Raw genomic sequence first — 25,190 nt, forward strand, 5'->3', positions numbered from 1 at the left:
GGTTTACTTGAGGAGGGTCATCTTCTTGGTGATTACCTTATCGCCCACTTTCAGTCGGTAAATATACGTACCGCTGGAGAGGTTAGAGGCGTCGAAGAGGACTTCGTGGTGTCCGGCGTTGAACTGGCCTTTGGTCACCTCGCTCACCTTCCGACCGAGAACGTCATAAACTTCGAGAAGTACGTTACTTGCCGCAGGTAGGTCAAAGCTGAACGTTGTAGTCGGGTTGAACGGGTTCGGATAGTTCTGACCAAGTCCAATTTCCACAGGCAGTTCGGTTTCCCCGTCATTCGGTACGAAGGAATTCCGTAGCCGTAGGTCACGCACATTCAGATCAAAGCTTGTCCGTCCGGTTCCTGAACCTTTCACATAGAAGACGATTGATTCGAGGTCGTCTGGGAGCAAGGTGCCACCCGCAGTCCGTTTGAACTGGGTAAAGAAGTAGCGGTGTACACGGCCCGTTGGGGTTAGCGTAATGGTGGTCCGGAACAGGTCGTTCCAGTCCGTACTCTTTTTCTTAATGGCCACCTCAACGGTTCCAGTTCCTTGTGCAAAGAACTCAATTTGATCGTACTGACCAGTCGGGCTACCCGGTGCGGCATTGAGCACCTGACGGCCCCAACCCGGTTTGAAGTAGCGAGACAGACTTACGAAGTCGCTTCCGGCCACACCCGAAGTTTGACCCGATACACGGGCGCTCCGTTCGAGGGTTTTGTAACCACGCAATTCAATAGAATTGGCATGTGGCGTGGTGGCAAACGTTACGGTTCCTCCGTTCGGGTTATGTGCCCAAATCCCATCTTGCATATAAACCTGATCGCGGTCTGCATTGGTGGAGTTGGAAACTTCCAGTTGTACGTCGAAGACATTACCCGTTGGAACGACCACCGTTTGGGTGGTTTGTGATGGATTCAGCGTAAGCGTCCAGTCTTTTTGCTCGGCAGTGCCTCCTTCGTTACGGGTAACGGCGCCTTTGAGTCGGAGACTGGAAGCACCTACTCCATTCTCTACCACCAAGGTTAAGCCTCCGTTTTCATAGGTTGCGCTCTTCACAAAGATATTCGGTACTGCTGGGGCCGTGGCTCCACCGTTCAGGTAAGTGATGCTGCCACCCTCTTGTTGCAGCTTATTCAGCACTTCTTTCACCAAGAACTCGGCATATTGTGGTGCCGTACCCCAAAGTTGGAAGTTCAGCACATTGGTTGCACCGGACGGAATTTTGTATTCCGGCAAGGTGAACCGACTATCCACAACATAACCTGAAGCCGTTTTGTAGGCCACAAACGAGATGGCGCAATCAGTCATACCGTCGCGGTTAAGTTTGGTAGTGATGAAGTTATTGCCATTGATCGTCATGGTGGTTACAGAAGCAAGCGAGGATCCAGCAAGGCGATCGCAAGTTTGTTTGGAGTGCTGATAGACCGCCGCCGAGGTTTGGGTAGCGATACCCGCCGCAATCCGGCGATTGCCTGTACTATAATCCATTCCATAAACTGCATTTGCATTCGATACGCTTGGATTCAAAATACCATCTGGCGTCGAAGTGGTAGAGGTTGCATTTTCCGGACCAGTGGTCGGGAAGAATACTTCCAATCCTTCGGGCGGTGTCATGGCGTTTTGAATGGCTTCCGCAACGGTAGTAACTGGTCCGGCGAAGGTTACAATATTCTTCAAGACATTGGTTTGCAGTCTTGCAGCCTTCTTCACATTCCAATCAAACAGTGCGGTAGCCAGTTGGACGATCCGTGAACCATCAGATTCTACGCCACCTTGATGGGCAGGCGTACATGGAACCGGACTGATGATAGAGGCTGCCACGTTGTTTGCCAAGTTGTCGTCGGCACACACCTGGGCAGAGTTCCCACATCCTACGGTCGCCACATTCACGATGGACTCGGTTGCATTCGCATTTACCGTTGCTTTAATCGTGATAGACTTCGACTGTCCGCTCGTTAAGGTTCCCACGTTCCATATTCCGGTAGCAGCATTGTATTCTGCCGAAGAACCAAAGGGAAGGAAGGAAAGTCCGGTCGGAAGTTTATCATTTACCACGACATTGGTGGCTGTACCTGGCCCACTGTTACGAACGGTTACGGTGTAGGTCACCATTTCGCCTGCATTTGGGGTGGTTTTATCCACGGTTTTGGACATTACCACATCAAAGCCCGGATTTTGCTGTGCCGTAACGGTAGTAGAAACCGTATTGGAAGCAACCTCAGACACCCCTGTAGCACTTGCGTATGCCGTATTGGCAACGATTCCGGAAGCGGGTGCGGTACCACGTAAGGTTAGGCTACGGCTTTCACCTGTATTCAGCACACCTGGAAGCGTAATGCTGCCTATGCTCGGCCATGCTTGGTAGGCGATGCCATCCAGTGAGTAGGTTACATTGGTCAGGCTATTATTGACGGCCACATCACGAACACTCACATTCGAGAGCGTGGTATTGCCTGTATTGCGTACCACCAAGGTGTAGGCCAATGTACTATTGGCTGCAACCTCTGCCGGAGCAGTCTTGGTGATGGCTATATTGCTTGTACTGACCGAACCAATCGTTACCACATCTTCAGAAGTATTATTCGCCGTATTGCCGTCGTTTGCAGCCGCTACAGTTACGGTATTTTTCAGTTGTGTTCCTTGTGCCAAACCAGCGGCCACATTCACATCGAAGCTCATGTAGCGTGAAGTATTGGCGCCCATTGTTCCCGGCGTGAAGGAGCACGTGACCACCTGGCCATTCACCGAACAATTCCATTCTGCAGCAGGTTTCACGCTGCCCACAGCAAACGTCATTCCTGAGGGGAGCAGATCCGTGAAGCTTACACCCGTTGCTGGTTGTGTACCCACGTTATGAACGCTGAAGAAATAGGTAAGGCTACCCGGCGCATTCACTTGTTGTGCAGATCCTTCTTTCACCACCACCATATCAGCACTGTTCGGAACGGATCCCACATAGGTTACCTCAACCGCATTATTATTGGCCGGATTGTCGTCTTGCGTCGCATTCACCGTCGTTACATTTGTCAGAGAAGTACCATTCGGTACCGATCCAGAGACGGTCGTATTGATGGTGACTACGCTTGTGGTAGCCGGAGCAAAGTCCGTACCCTTATAGGTACAAGTCAGTTTCTGTCCATCTTGGACGCAGTTCCAATCCGCACCATTTGCACTTCCGGGCACATAGGTCACACCGGAGGGCAAGGTAGTGGTAAAGGAGACGCCCTTAGCAGGTTGCGTTCCGACATTTGACGCAAAGAACGTATAGATCAGATTACCACCTGGCGATACCACATCTGGAGAATCGCTAATAGCAATCGTCATATCAGCCCCACTAGCAGGCGTACCTACCACCGTGGTTTCTGTATCGTAGTTATTGGTGGCGTTTGTATCATTGGTGGCATTCACCACAACGTTTGCAAACAGGTTCGTGCCGCCCGGCAAGCCCGGTGCTACATCTACATCGAAGGAAGCAAAGCGAGTCATGCCCGGATTGAAGTTACCCGGCAAGAAGATACAAGACACCACCTGACCACTATTCGAGCAGGCCCATTCCGTAGCGGAAGCCACCGTAGAAGGCTTGAAGGTTACGCCATTTGGAAGAACGGTGGTGAACGTTACGCCTTGTGCAGCTACACTACCAATATTCCGTGCAGTATAGATGTACTTATACGTTCCCGGAGAAGTGGCTGGTGTTGGCGCACTCGTCATGTCTATTGTCATGTCTGCTCCAGGCATCATCACAATTGGCTTGACGGTCACAGAACTGGAAGCCGGGCCGTTCGGATCGGTCTGATCCATTGTTTCCACCGTTGCGGTATTCACAATATTGGCCCCTGCAGCAACTGCCACACGGATTTTTAGTTCTTTTGAGTCGCCCACATTCAGCGTACCTACATTCCAGAGGAAGTCTCCGGCATTCGGATTGTAGCTGGCTGCGTCGTCGTCCGAGATATACGTAAGACCTGCTGGCAATTGATCGCGAACTTTCAGGTTGGTAGCCGTCGAAGGTCCGTTGTTGGTCACACGGACGGTAAACGTTACCTCGCCACCTTGCATCGGAGTTTGCTCGGAAACCGTTTTCGTGATTGTCAGGTCTGCCAATCCGGCACTTGGTTGCGGTGTAACCGCCACGATGGCGTATCCCGGTGTTGAATCAGGCATATTCGATTTAGCAACGATGGCCACGTTGGCAACTGCAAGGTCTTTGGTCACCAATACATCGAATTTCAGGGTCATTTGTGTTCCCGGATCCAGAATACCCGCGTTCCAATTAAGCCCATCGAACGTTCCAGCAGAATTTAGGTCTGAACTCGAAACCTGTACGGAAGATGGGACAAACTGGAGGCTTGGTGGGAAGATATCCCTAACCACAACACCAGTTGCCTTGTTCGGGCCATTGTTCTTCAGCGAAAGGGTAAAGGTAATGGATTCACCAACTTTTGGAACCGGATTACTAACGGCTTTCGTCAGCACCAAGTCTGCCGGATCAATCGCACCACAATCGGCACACCATGCTGCATAGTTGCCATTGTTCAACGGATTCGGGTCTTGGTTATCTGCATAGGCATTGATACCATTTTCGCGGAAGCCTTGTTGGCCTACTTTCACGGTCATTTCCACCTGTGCTTGCGAGCCACTATTGATGGTTCCGAGCGTCCACAATCCGGTTACCACGTCGTAGGTTCCGGCTCCACTTGTAGAGACCAATGTGGTTCCGGGTGGCAATGGATCTTTTATGCGCACGTTCGTGGCATTTTCTGGCCCATCATTATAGACCGTAATTGTGAAACTGATATCATCGCCCACACGTGGCGTCGCATTCGAGACCGCTTTGGTTGCGCGGAGGTCTGCACCTGTACGCGGCGTCATCATACGCGGTGTAACTGTTACCGAGGCCACGTTTTGCGTATCGTCGCGTTGATCCATTCCGGTTACGGAAGCAAAATTCACCATTGGGTTCATGCCCGTTACCTTGGCCTTAACCGTCAGGGTGGCTTTTCCGTCAATGGGCAGCGAGGCCACATTCCAAACATTGTCACCACCCACCGGATTGTAGGTTGCGTCGCTGGAGGAGATGAAGGTTACCCCACCCGGCAAGAGGTCGGTAACGGCCACATTGGTTGCCGTATTCGGACCCGCATTGTAGAGCTGGATGGTAAAGGTAATGTCATCACCCAATGCCGGAATTTGCTCATCCACCGTTTTGGTGATCTTGAGGTCGGCAATCCGAGAACCACATTCCACACATAGAATCGCGGAAGCGTAGTTATTAGACGGATTACGATCGAACTCATTTACAGCAACCAGTTGGACGGCATTGGCCACCGTGCCTTTCACTTCCGCTTTGCCTTTGAACGTGAGGGTCACGGTTTGGTTGGCCGGAAGAGCACGTACAGACCATTCGCGGGCAGCCTCGTCATATGTTCCTGAAGAGGCCGAGGCCGATCCATTCGTGTACTTGATTCCTGCTGGCAGGAGTTCTTTCACAATGATATTATTTGCATCATCTGGCCCTTGATTCGTCATAGTGATTTGGAAAGTCACTTCCTCGTTCTGATTCACCGTAGCCGAAGTCTGGCCATTGGCTTTCTTCACCAAGACGATATCCACTTGAGGCGATCCTACGGCAGTGGTGATCACCGCTTGGTTATCGGTCGGATCGGGATCCACCTGATCCAACTTAGAAATCGTCGCGATGTTGGTCACCGTCGGACCTTGCAAGACCTGTGCTTTTATTTTCAGGGTTGCATTTTGGCCGACGATCAGGTTGCCGATATTCCAGATGCCTGTACTTGGATCATAGGTATCTGTCGGGTCACCATACGAATGGCTGACATACTGTAGGTTAGGCTGCAGTTGATCTGTCACTTTGATGCCCGTAGCAATAGCGGGACCTTTGTTCGTCACCGTAAGCGTGTACTCAATCGTCGAGCCAATTACCGGGCGGTTCTGATCCACCGTTTTGGTAATGGCAAGATCGGCCATCTTCTTCGGTACAATTACCGCCTTGCCACAGTTGTTCGAGGCATCCGGATCGGATTGATCGAAGCTATGCAAGCAAGCAGTATTCACCACCGAAAGCGGGGTAGTTAGTGTGGCGGTCAACTCCATCGTAGCCCCTTCAGCCACTTTCAGGTTGCCAACGGCCCAGATTCCTGTATTCTTATCAAAGGTACCTTGGCTCGTTTGGTGAATCTGATATTGTAAGCCTTGCGGCAACACATCCGAGATCTTCACATTGGTGGCCGGATATGGTCCTTGGTTATCCACCGTAATAGTGAAGAGCACGTTTTCGCCCACTTCAGGATTCGCCTTATCCACCATCTTCATCACACGAATATCGGTGGACATCCGGATTTCGGTCGGCATGGTATTGTCGGTCGGGTCGCCATTTCCATCTGGATCGGGGTCTTTACCCATCACCGATTCGTCGCGTACCGGTGTTCCCGTTGGGCTGGTTCCCGTTGCAATAGCCGTATTAAAATACGGAGCGGGGCTTAGTGGCGGATTTACACGCACCGTCACCTCGATCTGATCGGATTGTCCAGGATTCAGCCTTTGTGCAGCAGCCAGAAGGTTCTGGTTGGTTGTTCCATTGAAGGCAGGATTGGTCGCCAGTACACCACCCAGTGATTTAGGAGCCGAAACGACACTAACCAAGGCTTGACCAAATGTTCTGGCCAGGTCATCTGTTACTTGTACGTTATTCAACACCACACGGCCATAGTTTTTAACAACAATCGTGAACGTGATGTCGGTGGTATTGTCCGGATTCAGTTTGATCTTTGACAGGTCTTTCGCCACCCCAATCAATGGGAGTTCGAAGGAAACGGGCGTCGGATCATTTTCACCCGTTTCAAACGGATTGCCATTATTGTTCGGATCCGGCTCGGTACCAGCATCTGATACGTCGGAAGTGGGTGTCCCACCCGGACCTTGGGCCGAAGCCATGGCACTGTTTACAAATGGTCCAGTGAACGAAGCACTTGGTTGCACCTGCACCACAATCCGCACGATACCCGTTGTACCTTTCGGCAGCGTGCTCGAAGCAGCTGTAAGCAAGCGGATGTCATTGGTAAGTGTATTCGTCGCTTGGTTATAGGCATTGCTGACAAAGGCATTATTTAATGTCAGCGTTCCACCCGTCGGTTGCTGCGTAACGGTTGCCGCAGTCACACGGTAAGCCAATACTGGTTGCAAGAGCGCACCCACAAAGGTTTCTTTCAGGTCATCGGTGATCTGAACTGTCTTCAGGTCCACATCGCCGAGGTTCTTAATCAAAAGATCGTAGGTCACTTTGTATTGGCCACTTGGGATTGTGGCATCCTGAGCCGGGCCTACAACACTCACAACCTGTTTCGCGATACCAATGACCGGACGCTCATTGAAGGAAACCGGCGTACCATTGTTATTATTCGTCGGGTCCCCGTCACCATCCGGATCCGGATTCGTCGGATCACTTGGATTATAGTTCGAGGTATCTGTGGTATTCGTTCCGTTCGGACCACGTCCCGTACCGATAGCGGTGTTAGTGAATGGCCCGAGGTTACCACCTGGCGTAACACGCACCGTAAACATAATCTCGGCCCCTTCACCTGGATTCAGGCGTCCGCTCGACAGCAGGTTGGTGTTTGCCACCCCATTAAAGCTGTTGTTGGCGACCAAAGCCGTCGGGCTTGTTGCCGGATTGACGACCGTTACTGGCGCCGCACCCAGCACTTGGATTGCAGTTGCGCCACCTGGTTGGCCAACCCGATAGGTTGTACCGAGGTTATCCGTTACCTGAACATTGTTCAGTACACTCAGACCCATGTTTTTCACGTTCACCAAGTATGTTACATCATAGGTGCCATTGTTATTGTTCACCACATTGGTAACTGTTTTCGCAACGCCAATCACAGGAGATTCGAAGGTAACAGGAGTTACATTATTTTCCCCGTTTTCATTTGGATCGCCATCCCCATCTGGGTCTATCGGGCCATTATTAGAGGTATCTCCGGTCTGACGTCCGCTTGGACTATCTCCAGTAGCAATTACCGCGTTATTGAACGGTCCACGATTGTTTTGGCTGGGTTGTACCCGCACCACCAACCGTACTGTGGCAGATGCCCCCGGCGCCAACGTATTGCCCGGCGCCAACATATTGGTATCGTTTACCAAATTATTGATCGCCTGTACATAGGTATTGCTGAGGAAGTTATTGTTCAAAGACAATGCGCCAGAAACAACCGTCAGGTTTTGTACGCCATAGGAGAGAACAGGACTCGTCTGACCAGCGACAAAGGTTTTATGGAGATCTTCAGATAGCTGAACATTTTCCAGGTTTACCGTTCCGAGGTTCGTCACCGTGATGTCGTAGGCCACATCGAATGCACCATTTGCGGCCCCTGTTACCGAAGTAACCACTTTGCTCACCCCAATGACAGGTGCATCTTCCAGGTAAATCGGCAGCGCCCGGTCGTTATCCGCCACCACATTCCCATTTGCATCCGATGCTGTAGCAGTCACAGCGTTGGTAAACGGCCCACGGTTGGCCACAGACTGGAGACCCGTGAGGGTGACCAGCATCCGAATGGTGGCTACGGCACCGGCATCCATTGTAGAACCAGCGCCTCCCGTCAAGAGGTTGTTATTACCCGTTCCGGTAAAGCCGCCATTCAAGGCCAATACGGACTTACTATCTGCCGAGAGGGAACGCACCGAAGTAATGGCGATCGGAGCGGGGAACGCTGCACGCAAATCATCGGTTGCTTGAACATTCGTTAAGCGAACTGTACCTGTATTCATTAATCGCACATCATAGGTCACGACAAATGTTCCATTACCCTGATCCACCACTTCAATCACTTGTTTTTCAACATCCAAGGCTGGAACGCCAAAGCCAAAGTTGACATCATCCTTTGCAAAGATGGTTTCGTTTAGCGGTGTAGTCCCTTGTGCCGTTGCGATGTTATTAAACTGGCCATTTCCGCTCGGACGCACATTGGTTACCGTAAATCGGATCGTAGCGGTTCCGTCTTCGGCGAGGCTTGCCCCATTGGCCAACAAGTTGATCGAACCGGAAGGTGTTCCAGTAAAACCAGAGTTGAAGCCACCGTTTCCACCAGAGCCACTGGCCGTTCCAGAGAATGTAACAGTTCCACCCGTAATGGCTCCATGACTTACAATCGGCGTGGTTACATTGTAGAATGTGTTTTGCAGATTGTCGGTCACTTGGAAGTTGCTCAAATCCACATCTCCGGTATTGGTCACCACCACTTCAAAACTCATGTTATATGTTCCGTTGCCGTTCGCAATCACATTGGTCAGTCGTTTGTCAATGATCAGATCAGGATTTTCACCAACGATAACGGTTTGAACCGGATTCGAGAGCACCGGGCCTGTTGGATCGTCGGGCGATGAAACTTGGGCACGGTTCTCGATGATACCCGTTGCATTTTGCGGAATACGTCCACTGATCGTAATGGTGAGGGTTCCACCCGGAGCAAGCGGCATCGGTGCTGCGGCGAGGTTCAGGACACCCGGCCACGGAGACACACTTGCACCACCATTAATGCGATAACTTGTATTTTCCAGCGCCACATTATCCGTTACCGTAAGTGTGTTTGCATTTGCAGAACCGTCATTACGAATGGTTAAGGTGTACGTCAGTATGTCTTTTTCTTTTGCAGAAATCAGATCCACCGTTTTAGAGATCGCCAAATCCGCACCATTTATCACCGTCGCGACTTCGACTGAACTAACCGGACCAGATGGGTCTTGCGGTGAGGAAGCAGAGGCGATATTCTTGATCACCTTCCCTTGCGAGGTTTGCTTCACCGTTCCGCTTATGGAGAGGGTAAAGCTTTCGCCTGCCGCGAGACCACCAATTGGCGTTATGACGGCAGAACCAGTCCATGTACCGCTACCCGTTGCTTTGCCCGCCAATGTATAGGTCGGGTTATTCAACTCAAGGGCTTGCGGGTCATTAACGGTTACGGTTTCGGCATTTGCCATGCCGTCGTTCGTCACTACGATGGTATAAGTAAGTGTTTCGCCCACTTGCGCTGCGGTCTTGTTCACCACTTTGGTAATGGCCAGTTTGGCGGTTCCAATACTGGTATTAACCGGTGGCGTAGAAACAGGCGCACTTGGGTCTTGTGGTGAAGAAACGGTTACAACGTTCTTAATAACCGTAGCTTGTGCACTTGCTGGAACAGTTCCCCGGATGATCGCCATAAAGGATTCTCCAGCAGCAAGGCCGCTATTGGGCGTGACAACCAAGCTACCCGTCCAATTTCCATTTCCTGTTGCATCACCTTGGAGCGTATAGGTCGGATTTGTTAGCACCATTGCATCGGCATCATCAACTGTCACGGTGTTGGCCGTTGCAGTACCGTCGTTGCGAACCGTAATCGTATAAGTCAGGAGGTCACCTGGCTTGGCGGCGGTTTTGTCCACCGTTTTGGTAGCGGTCAGTTTTGCTGTTCCGACGGTAGTCGTTACCGGATCGGTTTTTACTGGGCCAGACGGATCTTGCGGCGAAACCACAGAAGCCACGTTTTCAATTATCGAACCTTGTGCGGTTTGGGGAATGATACCCGAAATCTGAACGGTTACACTTTCACCCACGGCAAGTCCGCCAGCGGTGAAACTATTCAAGGTCAGGGATCCCGTCCAAGCACCACTACCGGATGCATCTCCACTCAAGGCATACTGTGGATTTGTCAATACAAGCGCTTGTGCATCATTCACTGTTATGCTCGTGGCATTTGCAGTGCCTTCGTTACGGATCGTGATGGTATAGATCAGTGGATCACCCGGTTTTGCTGCGCCTTTGTCCACGGTCTTCACAGCCACCAATTTAGCTGTACCAACCACCGTTGATACCTCGTTGGTCGTTGTAGGACCAGAAGGATCTTGTGGAGAAGAGACAATCGCCGTATTGCGCAAGGCACTTCCCTGTACTGTTTGCGGAATGGTTCCAGAAATCGTAACCACAATTTGTTCACCCGGCGCCAAGCTACCGCCTGTAAATCCAGTGAAGGCTACGTTACCCGGCCATGCTGCCGACGGTGTCGGGACTGGGACATCGCCCGTAATCTGGTAGGTTGGGGAGGTCAAAATAAGTGCGGCTTGATCGTTGATGGTCACACTGGTCGCTGCTGCATTGCCATCATTACGTATGGTAAGCGTGTAGGTTAGTGGATCACCCGGCTTCGCCGCCGTCTTATCTACTGCTTTGGTTGCATTCAGGTCTGCGGTATTCACCAAGGTGGTTACTTCCTGCGTAGGCGTTGGTCCTGTCGGGTCTTGTGGAGAAGTAATCGTTGCCACGTTCTTAATCGCCGAGTTAAGGGCCGCTGGCGGAATGGTCCCGGTGATGGTCACCGTTGCCGATTCGCCAGGCGCCAAATGGCCGCCTGTAAAGCTATTCAGTGTCAGCGAACCAGTCCAAGCCCCACTACCTGAAGCATCTCCCGATACGGCATAGGTTGGACTGGTCAATTGGAGGGCGCCCGCGTCAGCAATCGTTACGCTGGTTGCTTGTGCCATGCCATCGTTCCGTACTGTGATGGTATAGACAATGGTATCACCCACTTGTGCTGTTGTTCTGTTTACGGTCTTCGTGGCATTCAGGTCTGCCGTCCCTATGGCTGTCCGCACCGGATTCGAGGTGGTTGCACCTGTCGGATCACTTGGCGAGGAAACCTGTGCCGTATTTTCGAGCAATTTGCCTAACTGGCTGGCTTGTACAGCCCCGCGAATGGTGATGGTAGCGGAGGCACCTGCCGGAATAGGACTGGCAAGGGTGACCACCCCTGTTGCTGGCCATGCTGTCGTCGGGCCGGCATTCACACTGTACGTTGCTCCTGCCAAAGTAGAAGCCAACACATCGGTCACTTGTACACCCGTAGCAGGACTGCTTCCGATGTTGTTTACCGTAATTGTATAGGTAAGTACATCACCTGGCATCGCCATGTCGCGATCTACTTGCTTGGACACGGTTAGCTTGGCTGTTCCAATAACGGTTTGCGATACAGGCGTGGTTACTGGGCCGGTTGGATCTTGCGGAGAAGAAACCGTAGCAACGTTATCCAAAGGACGCCCTTGCAAAGATGCCGGAACCGTACCACGGATGGTCACGACAACGGATTCACCCTTGGCCAAGCCGCCACCTGCAAACGTGCTGATGGTAGTACTACCCGTCCACGCAACAGAAGCTGCCGTAGCATCACCCGATACGGTGAACGTTGGAGAAGCCAGTTGAAGTGCTGCTGCATCGTTTACAGTCACGCTTGTGGCATCTGCATTTCCGTCGTTCGTAATCGTAATGGTATAGGTCAGCACATCACCCACTTGTGCGGCGGTTCTGTCAACAGTTTTATTCGCATTCAGGTCTGCCGTTCCAACCGCCGTTTGAACCGGAGCCGTCGTTACAGGACCTGCTGGGTCTTGTGGCGAAGAAACAGTTGCAGTGTTCGTCAAAACCGTACCAAGTGCCGATTGTGGCAAGACGCCAGTAATGGTTACGGTCATGTTTTCACCTGCGGTAAGGCCACCTGCTGGCGTCACCGTCAGACTACCCGTCCAAGTACCGCTGGCTGGTGTTCCACCCACTACGGTATAAGTAGGACTGGTAAGTGCCAACGCATTCGGATCATCCACCGTTACAGTATTGGCCGTTGCCGAACCGATGTTGGTAATGGTAATGGCATAGCTAATGGTATCACCCGGTTTGGCTGTTTGACGGTTTACTGCTTTGGTTGCACTTAGGCGTGCCGTACCGACGGCGGTTTCGACCGGAGGCGTTTGCTTCGGCCCACTTGGGTCTTGCGGTGAGGACACCGACGCAACGTTGCGCAATACGGTGGATTGTGCCGAGGCTGGAACCGTACCGGTAATGGTTACAGTAAACGACTCGTTCTGTGCCAAACCACCACTTAGGAACTGGGCCGCATTCAGTGTCAGGCTTCCTGTCCAGTTACCACTGGCGGTTACGTCACCTGTGATGGCATAAGTCGGGCTGGTCAGGGCAAGCGCCTGTCCATCATCCACCGTTACTTGTGTAGCGGCTGCGGTTCCGTTGTTGCGCACCACAATGGTATAAATAAGCGGATCGCCTGGCTTGGCCGCTTGTTTATCTACCGTTTTGCTTGCCGAGAGACTCGCCGTTCCTACAGCCGTTTGAACCGTCGGGGTTACAGTTGGTCCAGTAGGATCTTGCGGAGACGTAATTTGTGCGGTATTGCTAATGACCGTGCCTTGCGCCGAGGCCGGAACCGTACCCGTAATGGCCAAGGTTACAGACTCGCCCGAAGCAAGGGCGTTGCCCGCAAACTGGGCACCACTTAAGGTAAGGCTTCCCGCCCATGCACCCGTACCCGTTGCGTCGCCCGTAAGCGCATAAGTGGGGCTACTGAGCGCCAATGCATTTTGGTCATTGATGGTTACTTGGGTGGCATTAGCCGGACCGTCGTTGCGTACCACAATGGTATAAGTAACAGTATCACCTGGCTTAGCGGTTGCTTTATCTACTGCCTTAGAAGCACTCAGGTCTGCTGCACCCACTGTTGTAGTAACAGGCGGCGTGGTAAACGGACTGCTTGGATCTTGTGGCGAAGTTACTTGTGCCACATTCGAGATCACCGAGCCTTGAGAGGAAGCCGGAACTGTGCCTTGGATGGTCATGACCACCGATTCACCCGGGGCCAGATTACCCGCAACAAACGTGGAGAGGGTCAACGAGCCAGTCCATGTACCACTACCCGATGCGTCGCCTACCATATTGTAGGTGGGGCTTGTCAGGTTGGTGGCCTGTGCATCATTGATTGTTACACTCGTAGCTGGGCTGTTGCCTTCGTTCCGGACGGTGATGGTATAGATCAAAACATCACCCGGTTTGGCAGCTGCTTGGTTTACGGTCTTAACAGCTGTAATCTTTGCAGTACCAACAACCGTACTCACCGGATCGGTATTGGCCGGCCCTGTTGGGTCTTGTGGCGAAGAAACTTGCGCGGTATTTGTCAATACGCGGCCCTGGAACGAAGCCGTTACGTTGCCCGTGATTTCGATGCGCAGGCTTTCTCCACTTGCAAGACCACCACCCGTAAAGGTTGTCAAGGTCAGCGAGCCGGTCCAGTTTCCGGAGCCAGTTGCATCGCCAGAGACCGTATAGGTCGGGTTTTGCAACGAGAGCGCGCCACCATCTGTGATCGTCACTTGGGTGGCCGGACTGGTTCCTACGTTGGTCACATCAATGGTGTAGCGGATGGCTTCGCCCACTTGTGCAGCGGTTTTGTCCACACGCTTCACCGCCACCAAGTCTGCCGTTCCGATTACTGTTTGTACGGGCGGCGTGGTTACTGGCCCGGTCGGATCGTTTGGAGCAGTCGCTTGTGCTACGTTATCAATGGCGCGGCCCTGGAAGGCAGCACCCACGGTTCCGGTAATGCGAAGCGTAATGCTTTCGCCAGCGGCTAATGTTCCACCCGTGAGGGTTGGCGTAATGGTTCCCGTCCAAGCACCCGTTCCGGTAGCATCACCAGATAGGGTATAGGTTGGGGTATCTAATTGCGAGGCAATCGGGTCATTGATCGTTACAGCTGTGGCAGCGCTGGTTCCATCGTTCCGTACCACAATGGTATAGGTAAGCGACTCACCCACGCGGGCTGCGGTCTTATCAACGGTTTTGGTAATATTGAGATCAGGCGTGCCAACGGCGGTCTGGACCGGAGTCGAGGGCTTGACACCTTGCGGATCATCTGGCGAAGACACTTGTGCGATGTTCTCAATTACACGGCCCTGCCATTCAGGATGAACGGTACCACGAATAATGATGGTGATGATGTCGTTCGGAGCAAAGTTGCCACCCGTGAAGGTGGTAATGGTTTGCGCACCCGTCCAAGCCCCAGCACCAGTGGCATCACCACTCATGGTAAAGGTCGGATTATTCAAGACCAACGCACCCGCATCCGAAACATTAAGGCTAAAGGCTGGCGCATTTCCTTGGTTACGAACCGTGAGGGTATAGACAATTTCATCTCCTACGATGGCTGCATTACGGTTCACCACTTTCTCGATCGTAACGTTTGGCACGCCGATACAGGTCTTAACCGGAAGAGAGGTTTCTGGACCACTCGGATCATCCGGCGAATCCACTTGTGCGGTATTCTCGATGATGCGGCAACACAAACTCGTCGGAATCGTCCCTCGAATGACCACATTTACCGTTTGGTTCGGGCGGATCGGATCTGGCAGGTTGATCACCCCTGTTGCAGGCCATGCAGCAAAAGCGCCACCATCCACACTATATTCCGGATTTTCGAGTACACCCGTGATGCCTGGATCACGTAGTACCGTTTGCTTCGCATCTGCCGGCCCAATATTTTGTACCGTAATGGTGTAAGAAAGGGCTTCTCCCGGATTCGCAACCGCTTTATCTACTCGTTTGTAAATACGGAGGTCGGCAGTGGAGTCCGGAACAATTTCATCTTCATCGCAGGTCGGATCATTGTCACACGGCTGTTGTGGATCATCCGGACCATTAACAATGGCAATGTTTTTATATGGGCCATTTGCAAGCACCCTCGTAACCATCGTCAGTACAGGTGTGGTATTGGCCGCCACATCTCCGACGGTCCAGATATGGGTGGCAGGGTTATAAGAGCCTTGTGTTGCAGTGCTGCTTACATATTGGAGACCTGCCGGAAGTTGATCCGTTACTTCGGTCGCATAGGAGGTTCCTGGGCCAGTATTCGTCAGCCTAATCGTCCATGTCACGTTTTGGCCTACGGCTACGCGACGACGATTCGGGGTCTTGGTAATGGTCAGGTTCGGCGGTAAGTAAATCCCAAAGTCCACCGTATAGTTCGCATTCGCGTCTGGCGTCGTATCGGCCAAGCCCGGTGTAGCACCTTCACCCGTGGGCTGATTGCCCGGGGTTAGGGTGACGGGTTGTGCGCGAACCGTTGCTGCACCAATCAATATAGTACCGTTATCGTCCATATCGTCTCGGTCGGAGTCAGGATCACCCGCATCTACCGTACTGGAACGATAGTTTGGCGGCATGACGATTTCGACGATGTACGTATCTGCCCCAATGTCTTTAAACAGGTAGAAACCTTGTGCATTGGTAGTTGTGGTAGCCAATGCGGGTCCGTCTGGATTACTGTCGTTGTTGCTGTCTTTGTACAGACGAACAGGGATATTGGCGACACCAGGCTCGGTTCCATCCTTGCTACCGTTGTTGTTACGGTCCTCCCAAACATGGTTCCCCAAGGAAACAGGTTGATAGATACCAAAGTCCACGGTATAGTTTCCATTAAGATCCGAAACTGAATCGGAGAGGCCCAGTGTGGGCAATTCACCAACAGGCTCGCTATTGATCACCAAAGTAACGGGCAAGGCGCGGATTGCTCCGCCACCATTTCCAACACCGTTGTCATCCAAATCATCGGCATCGGTGTCTGCATCACCAGCATCGGGTGCAGATGAGACATAGCCAGTAGGCGCAACAATTTCAACGATATAGGTATCGGGCGTAAGATCGGTAAACAGGTAATAACCTTGCGCATTGGTGGTCATATTCTTGATCGGCGCACCATCCGGCGACCCGTCGTTGTTGCTATCGCGGTAGAGGTTTACCGGAACGTTAGCAACGCCTGCTTCACCAGCATCTTCGATACCATTGTTGTTCGGGTCGTTCCAGACGCGGTTTCCGAGCGACATCGCACGCCATAGGCCAAAGTCCACCGTATAGTTGGCATTCGCATCGGGTGTGGTGTCTGTCCAACCTGTGGTGGCCCCTTCGCCCGTAGGCTCGGTTCCCGGCATCAACATCACATTGGAGGAGCGAATCCGGCCATTGGTCAGGATGACCCCATTGTCGTCGCCGTCATCTGCATCGGTATCGGGATCACCCGCATCAACCGTACTGGAAGAATAGCCAGCAGGTGGTACGATTTCCACGATATAGGTATCTTCCGGCAAGTTGGTAAACAAATAGAAGCCTTGGCTATTCGTAACAGCCTGTGCAATCGATGTCGGAGAATCTGGCGATTCATCTTTATCAGAATCTTTGTATAGATAAACGGTCACATTTCCAATACCATTTTCGGCACCTTCCTTCAAGCCATTATTGTTGGTGTCTTCCCACACCAAGTTGCCCAACGACATTGGTTGCCAAATACCAAAGTCTAAGGTATAGTTGGCGTTTGCATCTGGTGTGGTATCGCTGATAGAAGGCGTAGTCGGCTCCCCAACAGGTTGTGTCCCACCACTCAAGGTAACAGACTTGCTGATAATCACGCCACCAGCGGTTCCAACCCCATTATCGTCCAAATCATCGCGGTCGCTGTCTGGATCTCCCGCATCTGGCGTAGAAGAAACATAACCCGCAGGCGCGGTGACATCCACGATATACGTATTGGGTAATAAGTCGGTAAAGAGATAATACCCTTGTGCATTGGTGGTTTGTGTAGCCAATGCCGCACCATCCGGCGTTCCGTCGTTGTTGGCATCGCGATAGAGGCGCACCGTCACATTGGAGACGCCAATTTCACTTGGATCGTCTATACCGTTGTTGTTGCGGTCGTACCACACGCGGTTTCCGAGAGAGAGTGGGCTATAGAAGCCAAAGTCAACGGTATAGTTGGCATTGCGATCGGTAACGGCATCTGCCCAACCCGGTGTAGCAGGTTCACCTTGTGGTTCGGCATCGGTAGCCAATGTAACTGGATTGCTACGAACCTTTCCACCCACCTGCACCACACCATTATCGTCGGCGTCGTCGGCATCGGTATCAGGATCACCCGCATCTACCGTACTGGAAATATAACCCGTTGGCGGCATCACCTCCACGATATAGGTATCGGGTGCGAGGTCAGTAAAGAGGTAATATCCATCGGTATTCGTCAGTACGGAGTTTAGCGCACCGCCATCTGGCGTTCCGTCGTTATTGGTGTCGCGGTAGAGCGTTACCATTACGTTCGGGAGGCCAATTTCCGTTGGATCGTTTAGACCGTTGTTATTTTCGTCGTACCAAACGCGGTTCCCGAGCGAGAGAGACGGGCGATAGAGACCAAAGTCTAAAGTATAGTTGGCGTTGTTATCAGAAGAACCATCGGTAAAGCCCGGTGTGGATGGCTCACCTGTTGGGGCGGCATCGGCCATGAGCATAATGGTTCCACTACGGATATTTCCACCAGCCGCACCAATACCATTATCGTCGTTGTCGTCTGGATCCGTATTGGGGTTTACGGCATCAGGTGTAGAAGAAACATATGTTGCAGGTGCAACCACTTCCACCATGTAACTATCGGCCAATAGGTTGGTGAAGAGATAGTATCCAGTCGAGTTCGTAGTTTGTGTGGCAATGGCCGCCCCATCCGGTGTACCATTTTTGTCGGTATCACGGTATAGGCGAACGGTAATCCCAGAGGCGCCGTTTTCACCCGGATCCACTACGCCATTGTTGTTTACATCATACCAAACCAAGTTGCCCAGAGACATTGGCTTCCAGATACCAAAGTCAACGGTATAGTTGGCATTTGCATCTGGTGTGGTATCGGTAATGCCCGGTGTAGCAGGCTCGCCGGTTGGCTGAGTTCCAGCCATGACCATTACATTGGTCGCCCGTACTTTATTGCCCGAAACCACTGTACCATTGTCGTCGAGGTCGTCACGGTCGGTGTCTGGATCACCCGCATCTACGGTAGAAGAAGCATACCCCGTCGGGAGCATAATCTCTACGATGTAGGTATCTTCGAGCAAATTCGTGAACAAGTAATAACCGTCTGCATTGGTGGTCGTGGTTGCAACAGGCGTTGCGGAGTCTGGCGTTTCGTCTTTGTTGCTGTCTTTATACAAGTTCACCATCACACCAGAGACACCCGTTTCTGCGGGCTGATTGATGCCGTCGTTGTTCACATCGTTCCAAACACGATTACCCAGTGATACGGGTTGCCAGAGACCAAAGTCAACGGTATAGTTGCTGTTGTTGTCGGGGGTGCTGTCCACCACCGTTCCGAGGAGGTCGCCCGTAGGCTCACTGTTCAGCAAGACATCTACCGGAAGCGAGCGGTATTTTCCACCAACAAAGACCATCCCGTTGTCGTCGGAGTCAATATCATTGTCTGGATCACCCCCATCCACTGTGGAAGAAGTATATCCAGTGGGTGGCATGATTTCTACGATATAGGTATCAGGCGTAAGGGCTGTAAAGATATAATAGCCTTGTGCATTGGTGGTGGTGGTGGCAATTGAAGCGCCATCCGGTGTGCCATCGCGGTTGGTATCGCGGAATAGGCTTACCATCACATTTTGGATACCACTTTCTGTCGGATCTATGATCCCGTTATTGTTCAGATCATACCAAACACGGTTTCCAAGTGAAAGCGTGACAACATTGATCGCAGCTGGATCGTGGTCGTCCTCGTCCACCTTCGTCGGATCAGCAACGGGCTTGTTGTCGTCAATTTTATCATCGGTGAGTGTACCAACTTGGCCACCACGGTCATTCGAGGAATTGGTATCCGGCGTAGAATCCACATCCACACCCGGCGTTCCATCAATCTTTTGTGCGGCTGAAATTTCTGCCAAGTTCACCAATTGTCCAGCAGTCGCCGTTGGAAGTACACGCAGGGTGATATCTACGGTTGTAGAAGCACCCATTGCGAGTGGTCCTGGGATGGTAATGGTGGCATTAGCACCCGCAGCCGTCCAGTCGGTATCATTGAGCTGCATTCCAGCCGGAATGTAGTCGGTAACCTGAATATTTTGTGCGGCAACCGAACCCTGGTTATAAACGGTGATTGTGAAAGTCACGTTATCACCAGCGGCAACGGTCGGGGCTTGTCCGGTCGCCAGGGTTTTCTTCAGCGCAAGGTCAAAGATTTGGGGCGGAGCCACATTGATTTGAGCCGGATCGTGGTCGTCCTCATCCGCCGGATTGGTGGTGGCATTGCCATCCACTTTGTCATCGGTGGTAGAGTTCGGTACGCCACCTGGATCATTGGATGGATTATTGTCTGGCGTAGAGTCTATATCCGTTCCACCAGTCGCTGCCGAGATTTCTGCATAGTTGGTGATTGGCCCAGTTGGAGCAGCGGCACCAACACGCAGGATCAGATCCACCGTCGTAGAAGCGCCAGCAGCCAAAGGGCCCGCAATCGTACGGGTGGCATTGGTTCCGGCTGCTGTCCAAGCCGGATCATTCAAGGTCATTCCCGTCGGGATATAATCTGTAATCGTTATATTTGTAGCTGGAGCTTGACCTTGGTTATAAACAGTAATTGTAAAGGTTACATTATCTCCCGGAAATACCGTAGCAGCTTGGCCCGTTGCCAACGTTTTCTTCAGCGCAAGGTCAAAGACCGGATTCACCGTGAGGTCAGCATAGTCGTTATCGTCTTCATCGTCGGTAGGGTTTGCGGTACGGTTTTCCGTAATTACATCGTCTTTAACCGTTCCCCCCGAAACAGAGCCGTCGTTCGGGTCGGTACCTGTTCCGGTAACATTGTCTATCCCGGTATTGGTATCCGGCGTAGAATCCACATCATCTCCACTATCCAGCGATATTTCCGCCCAGTTCCGCATGATGGATTGTGTGGCATCGGTTACCCTAACCCGAATGTTGATCTGAGCTGTGTTGCCCGGCGCCAGCGTATCTAAGAAGTTACAAGTCAAAACCTGACCACTCGGCGCACAGGCAAATCCGGTTCCTGTTGCATTAATGTATTGCATACCACTCGGAATCTGGTCAGTCACCGAGAAGGTGCCGGATGGTGCAGAGCCCTGATTAAAGACCGTCACCACATAGTCCACATTATCACCCTGATTTACAGGGTTGGCTTGTCCAGCCGCAAGGGTCTTGCGAAGTGCAAGGTCATACACCTGAACACCCGCCACGTCTTCATAATCGTTGTCGTCTTCGTCGTCGTTTCCGGTGTAGTCTATGTTGTTGTGGTTATTCACCACGTCGTTAGGATCGGTGCCTGTTCCAGTTAAATCGTCTTTACCCGTATTGGAGTCAGGCGTAGAGTCGCGGTCATCACCGCTATCGGAAGAGATTTCCGCCCAGTTACGGAAAGGACCTTGGGTGGCATCAACCAAGTTTAGGCGGAGATTGATCGTGGCCGTAGCACCCACAGCTATACCAGCAGCATGGGCACAGGAAACCGCACCAGCCAAGTTTGGCGTACCACAGATAAAGCCCGAACCACTTGCGCTGACAAAACTCATCCCACCCGGAATCTGCTCTGTTACTACAAAGGTACCAGATGGGACCTGGCCTTGGTTCTTGACCGTGATCACATAGTCCACCGTAGAACCTTGCGTGACCGTAGCCGCCTGACCTACTGCGAGGGTTTTGATCAGGGCAAGATCATAAATGGGGGTGAGGGTGATCTCGGCCCAGTCGTGATCGTCTTCATCGCCACCCGTGGTGCCGTTTTCGGTAATCACATCATTCTTGGCCACAGGCTCCACCTCCCCAGGCTGGTTACCATTTGTGCCATCGGGGGTAGAATCTATATCGGTACCACCTGTTGCCGAGGAAATTTCCGCGATGTTGCGGAGTGTACCCGTTGCAGTGGCATCAATGTTAAAGGTAATGTCTCGCGTTGTACTGCCCCCTGCAGCCAAACTGGGGATGGGTGACTGTAACGTCGCCTTCCCCCCCGAAGCAGACCAAGCGGGGTCGTTCAATGTCAACCCTGTCGGGATATAGTCTGTGAGCTGAACATTGGTGGCATCGGTACCGCCTTGGTTTGTCACCGTAATGGTAAATGTCACCGTTCCACCGGCTTGGAAGGTGGGCCCTTGACCTGCCTTGAGGGTCTTCATTAAAGCCAAGTCAAAAGGTTGCATAAACGAGACCGAGGCCGGATCGCGGTCGTCCTCATCCGCCGCAGGGTCCGCCACCGTACCTGTCGGGGTAAGCCTAGACTCATTCAGTACATCGTCCTTGGTCGTACCATCATTAGACGTGTTCTGGTCTGGTGCGGAGTCAATGTCGGTTCCGCCCGTTGCCGAAGAAATTTCAGAATCATTGGTAGCCGATCCTGTTGCCGTTCCAAGCGTTTTCAGGGTAATGGTAACAGGCGTGGCCGCTTTTCCGGTGGGCATATCTGCCGCAACCGCTTTTGCAGCAGTAGGAATGGTATAGGTGGCCCGATTGCTCGCACAGTCGAAAGTCCAGCCTGTATTAGGCAAAGCAGCACTCGCCGTACAATCAAACTTTGCCGGATCTATGTAATCCGTAACAATCACATTCGTGGCATCAAATGCCCCTTGATTATAGACGGTGATACTAAACGTGGCATTACCGCCCGGTAGTATGGTGGCGGCACTCGTCAGGACTTTCCTGATCGCAAGGTCGAAGGCTGGCACATTGACGCAGGCATTGTCGTCCTCCTCGTTCGACGAAGTGGCATCTGTTCCCGAATCATTATAATTCCCCGGCGTAGAATCTGGGTCCGTAGTCGTAGCAGCGCTCACCTCGGCACAGTTCCGGATCGTACCCGCCACTTTAGGTAGATAAGGTTGAGGATCCTGTGCTTGAACGGGCGTTAATAGCCCAATTCCAAACATCATTACCGAGAAAGTGACGGTCAAAACTGCGGAGTAGCGCTTTGTTATGGAGTACATGGCCTTCATAGAATTGAATGCTTTTATGGCGGAAAGACCTGGTGGTGGTTGAATATTATTGTTAAGCGTCATTGTATTCATCATTATCGGCGACTCTTCGCCAGTATTGTCTTGTTTTAGGCCGGAGCAGGGTCGTTGATTTTGATTTATGACCCCAACACTTCGTAAAGAATAAGGCATACGCGGTTTAAAAGTTTGCCCATAAATGAATGACAAAAACATTCATACAAGGATTGTGCCCATTTTTATTCTCATGGATAATTATCCACTTATGAACCAAATTTCCGTATTTGATATCTCATTATGTTGCATACTGGAACCATAATCCAATCCAGAAGGCTCAAAATGAAACCCGTTTACACCGAACCCAAAAAGAAATCGGACAGCCCATAAGAGGGTTGTCCGACTCTATTACCAAAACTGTGCCGTTCTTTTGTAATTCAGGCGCGTTCACCAATCTTTTTCATACCCCCTTCCCAAATGCCACAAATAGAGACCGAAAGTTGTTTCGGACTACTCGTATGCGGAAGAATTAACTCGCCCATCCGAAGTTTACCAGGGCGGTCTTTTAGTAAATCATAAAGCAAATTTCCCGCTGTAGAAGCCGTATCATCGGTGGCGTACATCGTAAGCAATAAAAACCCATTTTCCGGATTCAAGAGGGTCTTACACGCGTCCAATAACGGCGGAAGTCCTTGTTCAACTTTCCAGATTTCACCCTTGGGTCCCCGGCCATACTTTGGCGGATCCAGCAAAATTCCATCATATATTCGCCCCCGCCTTCCTTCGCGCAATGCGAATTTATAGGCATCATCCACCAACCAACGAATCGGCTTTTCCCCTAATCCGGCTCTCTTCTGACTGGACTTTCCCCATTCCACCGCTTTCGGAGAGGCGTCCACATGGGTAACCGTTGCCCCTACAGAGGCTGCTACCAAGGAGGCAACCCCCGTGTATCCAAATAAGTTTAACAAACGAAACCCTTTGCCAAAGTCCCGAATCCGTGCTGCCAATAAGCCCCAATGAGGTGCATGTTCGGGAAAGACACCAATGTGCTTGGACATATCGGTAAAACGCGCTTCTACCGAAACCCCTGCAAATGACACTGACCATACCTCTGGAAGAGGACGATTAAAATGCCATCTTCCCCGTTCCTCCCGCTGTTCAACAAACGTTGCATCCGCTTTCCGCCACTCATCTTCCGACAAATCCGGCTTCCACCATGCCCGTGGATCCTGCCGGCGTAGCACAAAAGACCCAAGGCGCTCTAATCGTTCCCCGTTCCCGGAGTCGAGGAGCGCGTAGGCGTTCCAGTCGCAAATGTACCGCTCAATTTCATTTTGATACACCATATCAGCTATCCGGTCTGTTTACTAAATATCTTCTGACTTTCTGCGTTCGGTTTAGTGTTCTGGTGCATGTACATCATAAAAAGGGTTGGTATCGGGAACCACCTCGCCTCGGTAAATGGCACTGTATTGCACATAATGGTCTGCGAATTTTCGGATAAAGGCCACTTCTTCATCGCTGAGTTGCCGGACCACTTTGGCGGGCGAACCCACCACCAAAGAACGCGGTGGAACGATCGTACGGCTCGTTACCAACGCATTCGCTCCCACGATAGAATCTTGCCCAATGACCGCATGGTCTAAGATTATGGCCCCCATACCAACCAATACATTGTCTTCGATGATACACCCATGAACCACCGCACTATGGCCAATGGTCACATAATGCCCGATCTTGGTCGGAGCCGTCCGGTTGGTAACATGCACCACCACATGGTCTTGAATATTGGAGAAATTCCCGATCCGGATGCGGTTTACATCGCCCCGTACGGTTGCATGAAACCAGATACTGCTTTCTTCACCCAGTACCACATCTCCAATAACATCCGCAGAGGGGGCAATCCAATTTTTTTCGTTATAAGTAGGATAAATTCCTAAGAAAGAATAAATCATTATATTATTTTTTATGTTCTTACACCTTAATTTCATTCACTTGTCTTTTTCAAGAAACAAGGTTTGGTTCACTACCTGTCCGGCCAATAAGGTGAGGGTAACATACTTGGGCTTATATCCGACAGCCATCGCCTCCACCCTATATACACCAGGAGGGATTTGCCGGAACAACCGATATCCGTATGTAATACCTCGCTCAAAGGCAATCGTTGCCCGAACAGGATTCCCCGACGCCTCCACCACGGTAATCCGGAGAAGGGCCATTCCATTTGCCGGACGCCCCGTGGCAGCAGACGGTGGCGTTTTTGCCTCGTATGTTGTCGGCATGTGCCGCTCATTTTGCGGCGTAGGTGGAACAACCGAAGCGGACATTGCCTCCCCCATTTCTTCAGACAAAGACCCTGGCTTCTTAAGGGTTTGATGCCGTTGGCATCCGGTAGAAACCACCAAAAACACAACTAAACATCCATTTAGGAGGGATGTAATGGGCTTTAAAAAGGTCGGATATATCATTGCCCTGCAAGGTTTATGGCATGAAGACCGGCGTAAGGTACGGCTTTTTACGGGGATTCACGCTTCATGGCTGGAATAAGGTATTGC

Annotated in this window: 4 protein-coding genes; all 4 read right to left on the minus strand. The window is 51.7% G+C overall.

Going from position 1 to position 25,190, the window contains the following annotated elements; translation table 11 throughout:
* Positions 1-3 precede the first annotated feature (3 nt).
* Complete coding sequence (locus tag JNN12_15305) at positions 4-22,809, minus strand: DUF11 domain-containing protein (protein MBL7979702.1); 22,806 nt, start codon at positions 22,807-22,809, stop codon at positions 4-6.
* Positions 22,810-23,069: 260 nt separating this feature from the next.
* Positions 23,070-23,981: an RsmD family RNA methyltransferase gene (locus JNN12_15310; protein ID MBL7979703.1), complete on the minus strand. Its 912-nt coding sequence runs from the start codon at positions 23,979-23,981 to the stop codon at positions 23,070-23,072.
* A 51-nt stretch (positions 23,982-24,032) separates the two neighbouring features.
* Entirely contained in the window at positions 24,033-24,590 is a 558-nt protein-coding gene (locus JNN12_15315; protein ID MBL7979704.1) for a gamma carbonic anhydrase family protein, read from the minus strand.
* Between the two features lie 36 nt (positions 24,591-24,626).
* Positions 24,627-25,103, minus strand: a complete 477-nt coding sequence (locus JNN12_15320) for a carboxypeptidase regulatory-like domain-containing protein (protein MBL7979705.1) — start codon at positions 25,101-25,103, stop codon at positions 24,627-24,629.
* Positions 25,104-25,190 lie beyond the last annotated feature (87 nt).

The organism is Bacteroidetes Order II. bacterium (assembly GCA_016788705.1).
Lineage (GTDB): Bacteria > Bacteroidota > Rhodothermia > Rhodothermales > UBA2364 > UBA2364.

Excerpts from the sequence above, each read along its gene's own strand:
- JNN12_15305 (MBL7979702.1), bottom strand. The coding sequence starts at position 22,809 with ATGCCTTATTCTTTACGAAGTGTTGGGGTCATAAATCAAAATCAACGA.
- JNN12_15310 (MBL7979703.1), bottom strand. The coding sequence starts at position 23,981 with ATGGTGTATCAAAATGAAATTGAGCGGTACATTTGCGACTGGAACGCC.
- JNN12_15315 (MBL7979704.1), bottom strand. The coding sequence starts at position 24,590 with ATGATTTATTCTTTCTTAGGAATTTATCCTACTTATAACGAAAAAAAT.
- JNN12_15320 (MBL7979705.1), bottom strand. The coding sequence starts at position 25,103 with ATGATATATCCGACCTTTTTAAAGCCCATTACATCCCTCCTAAATGGA.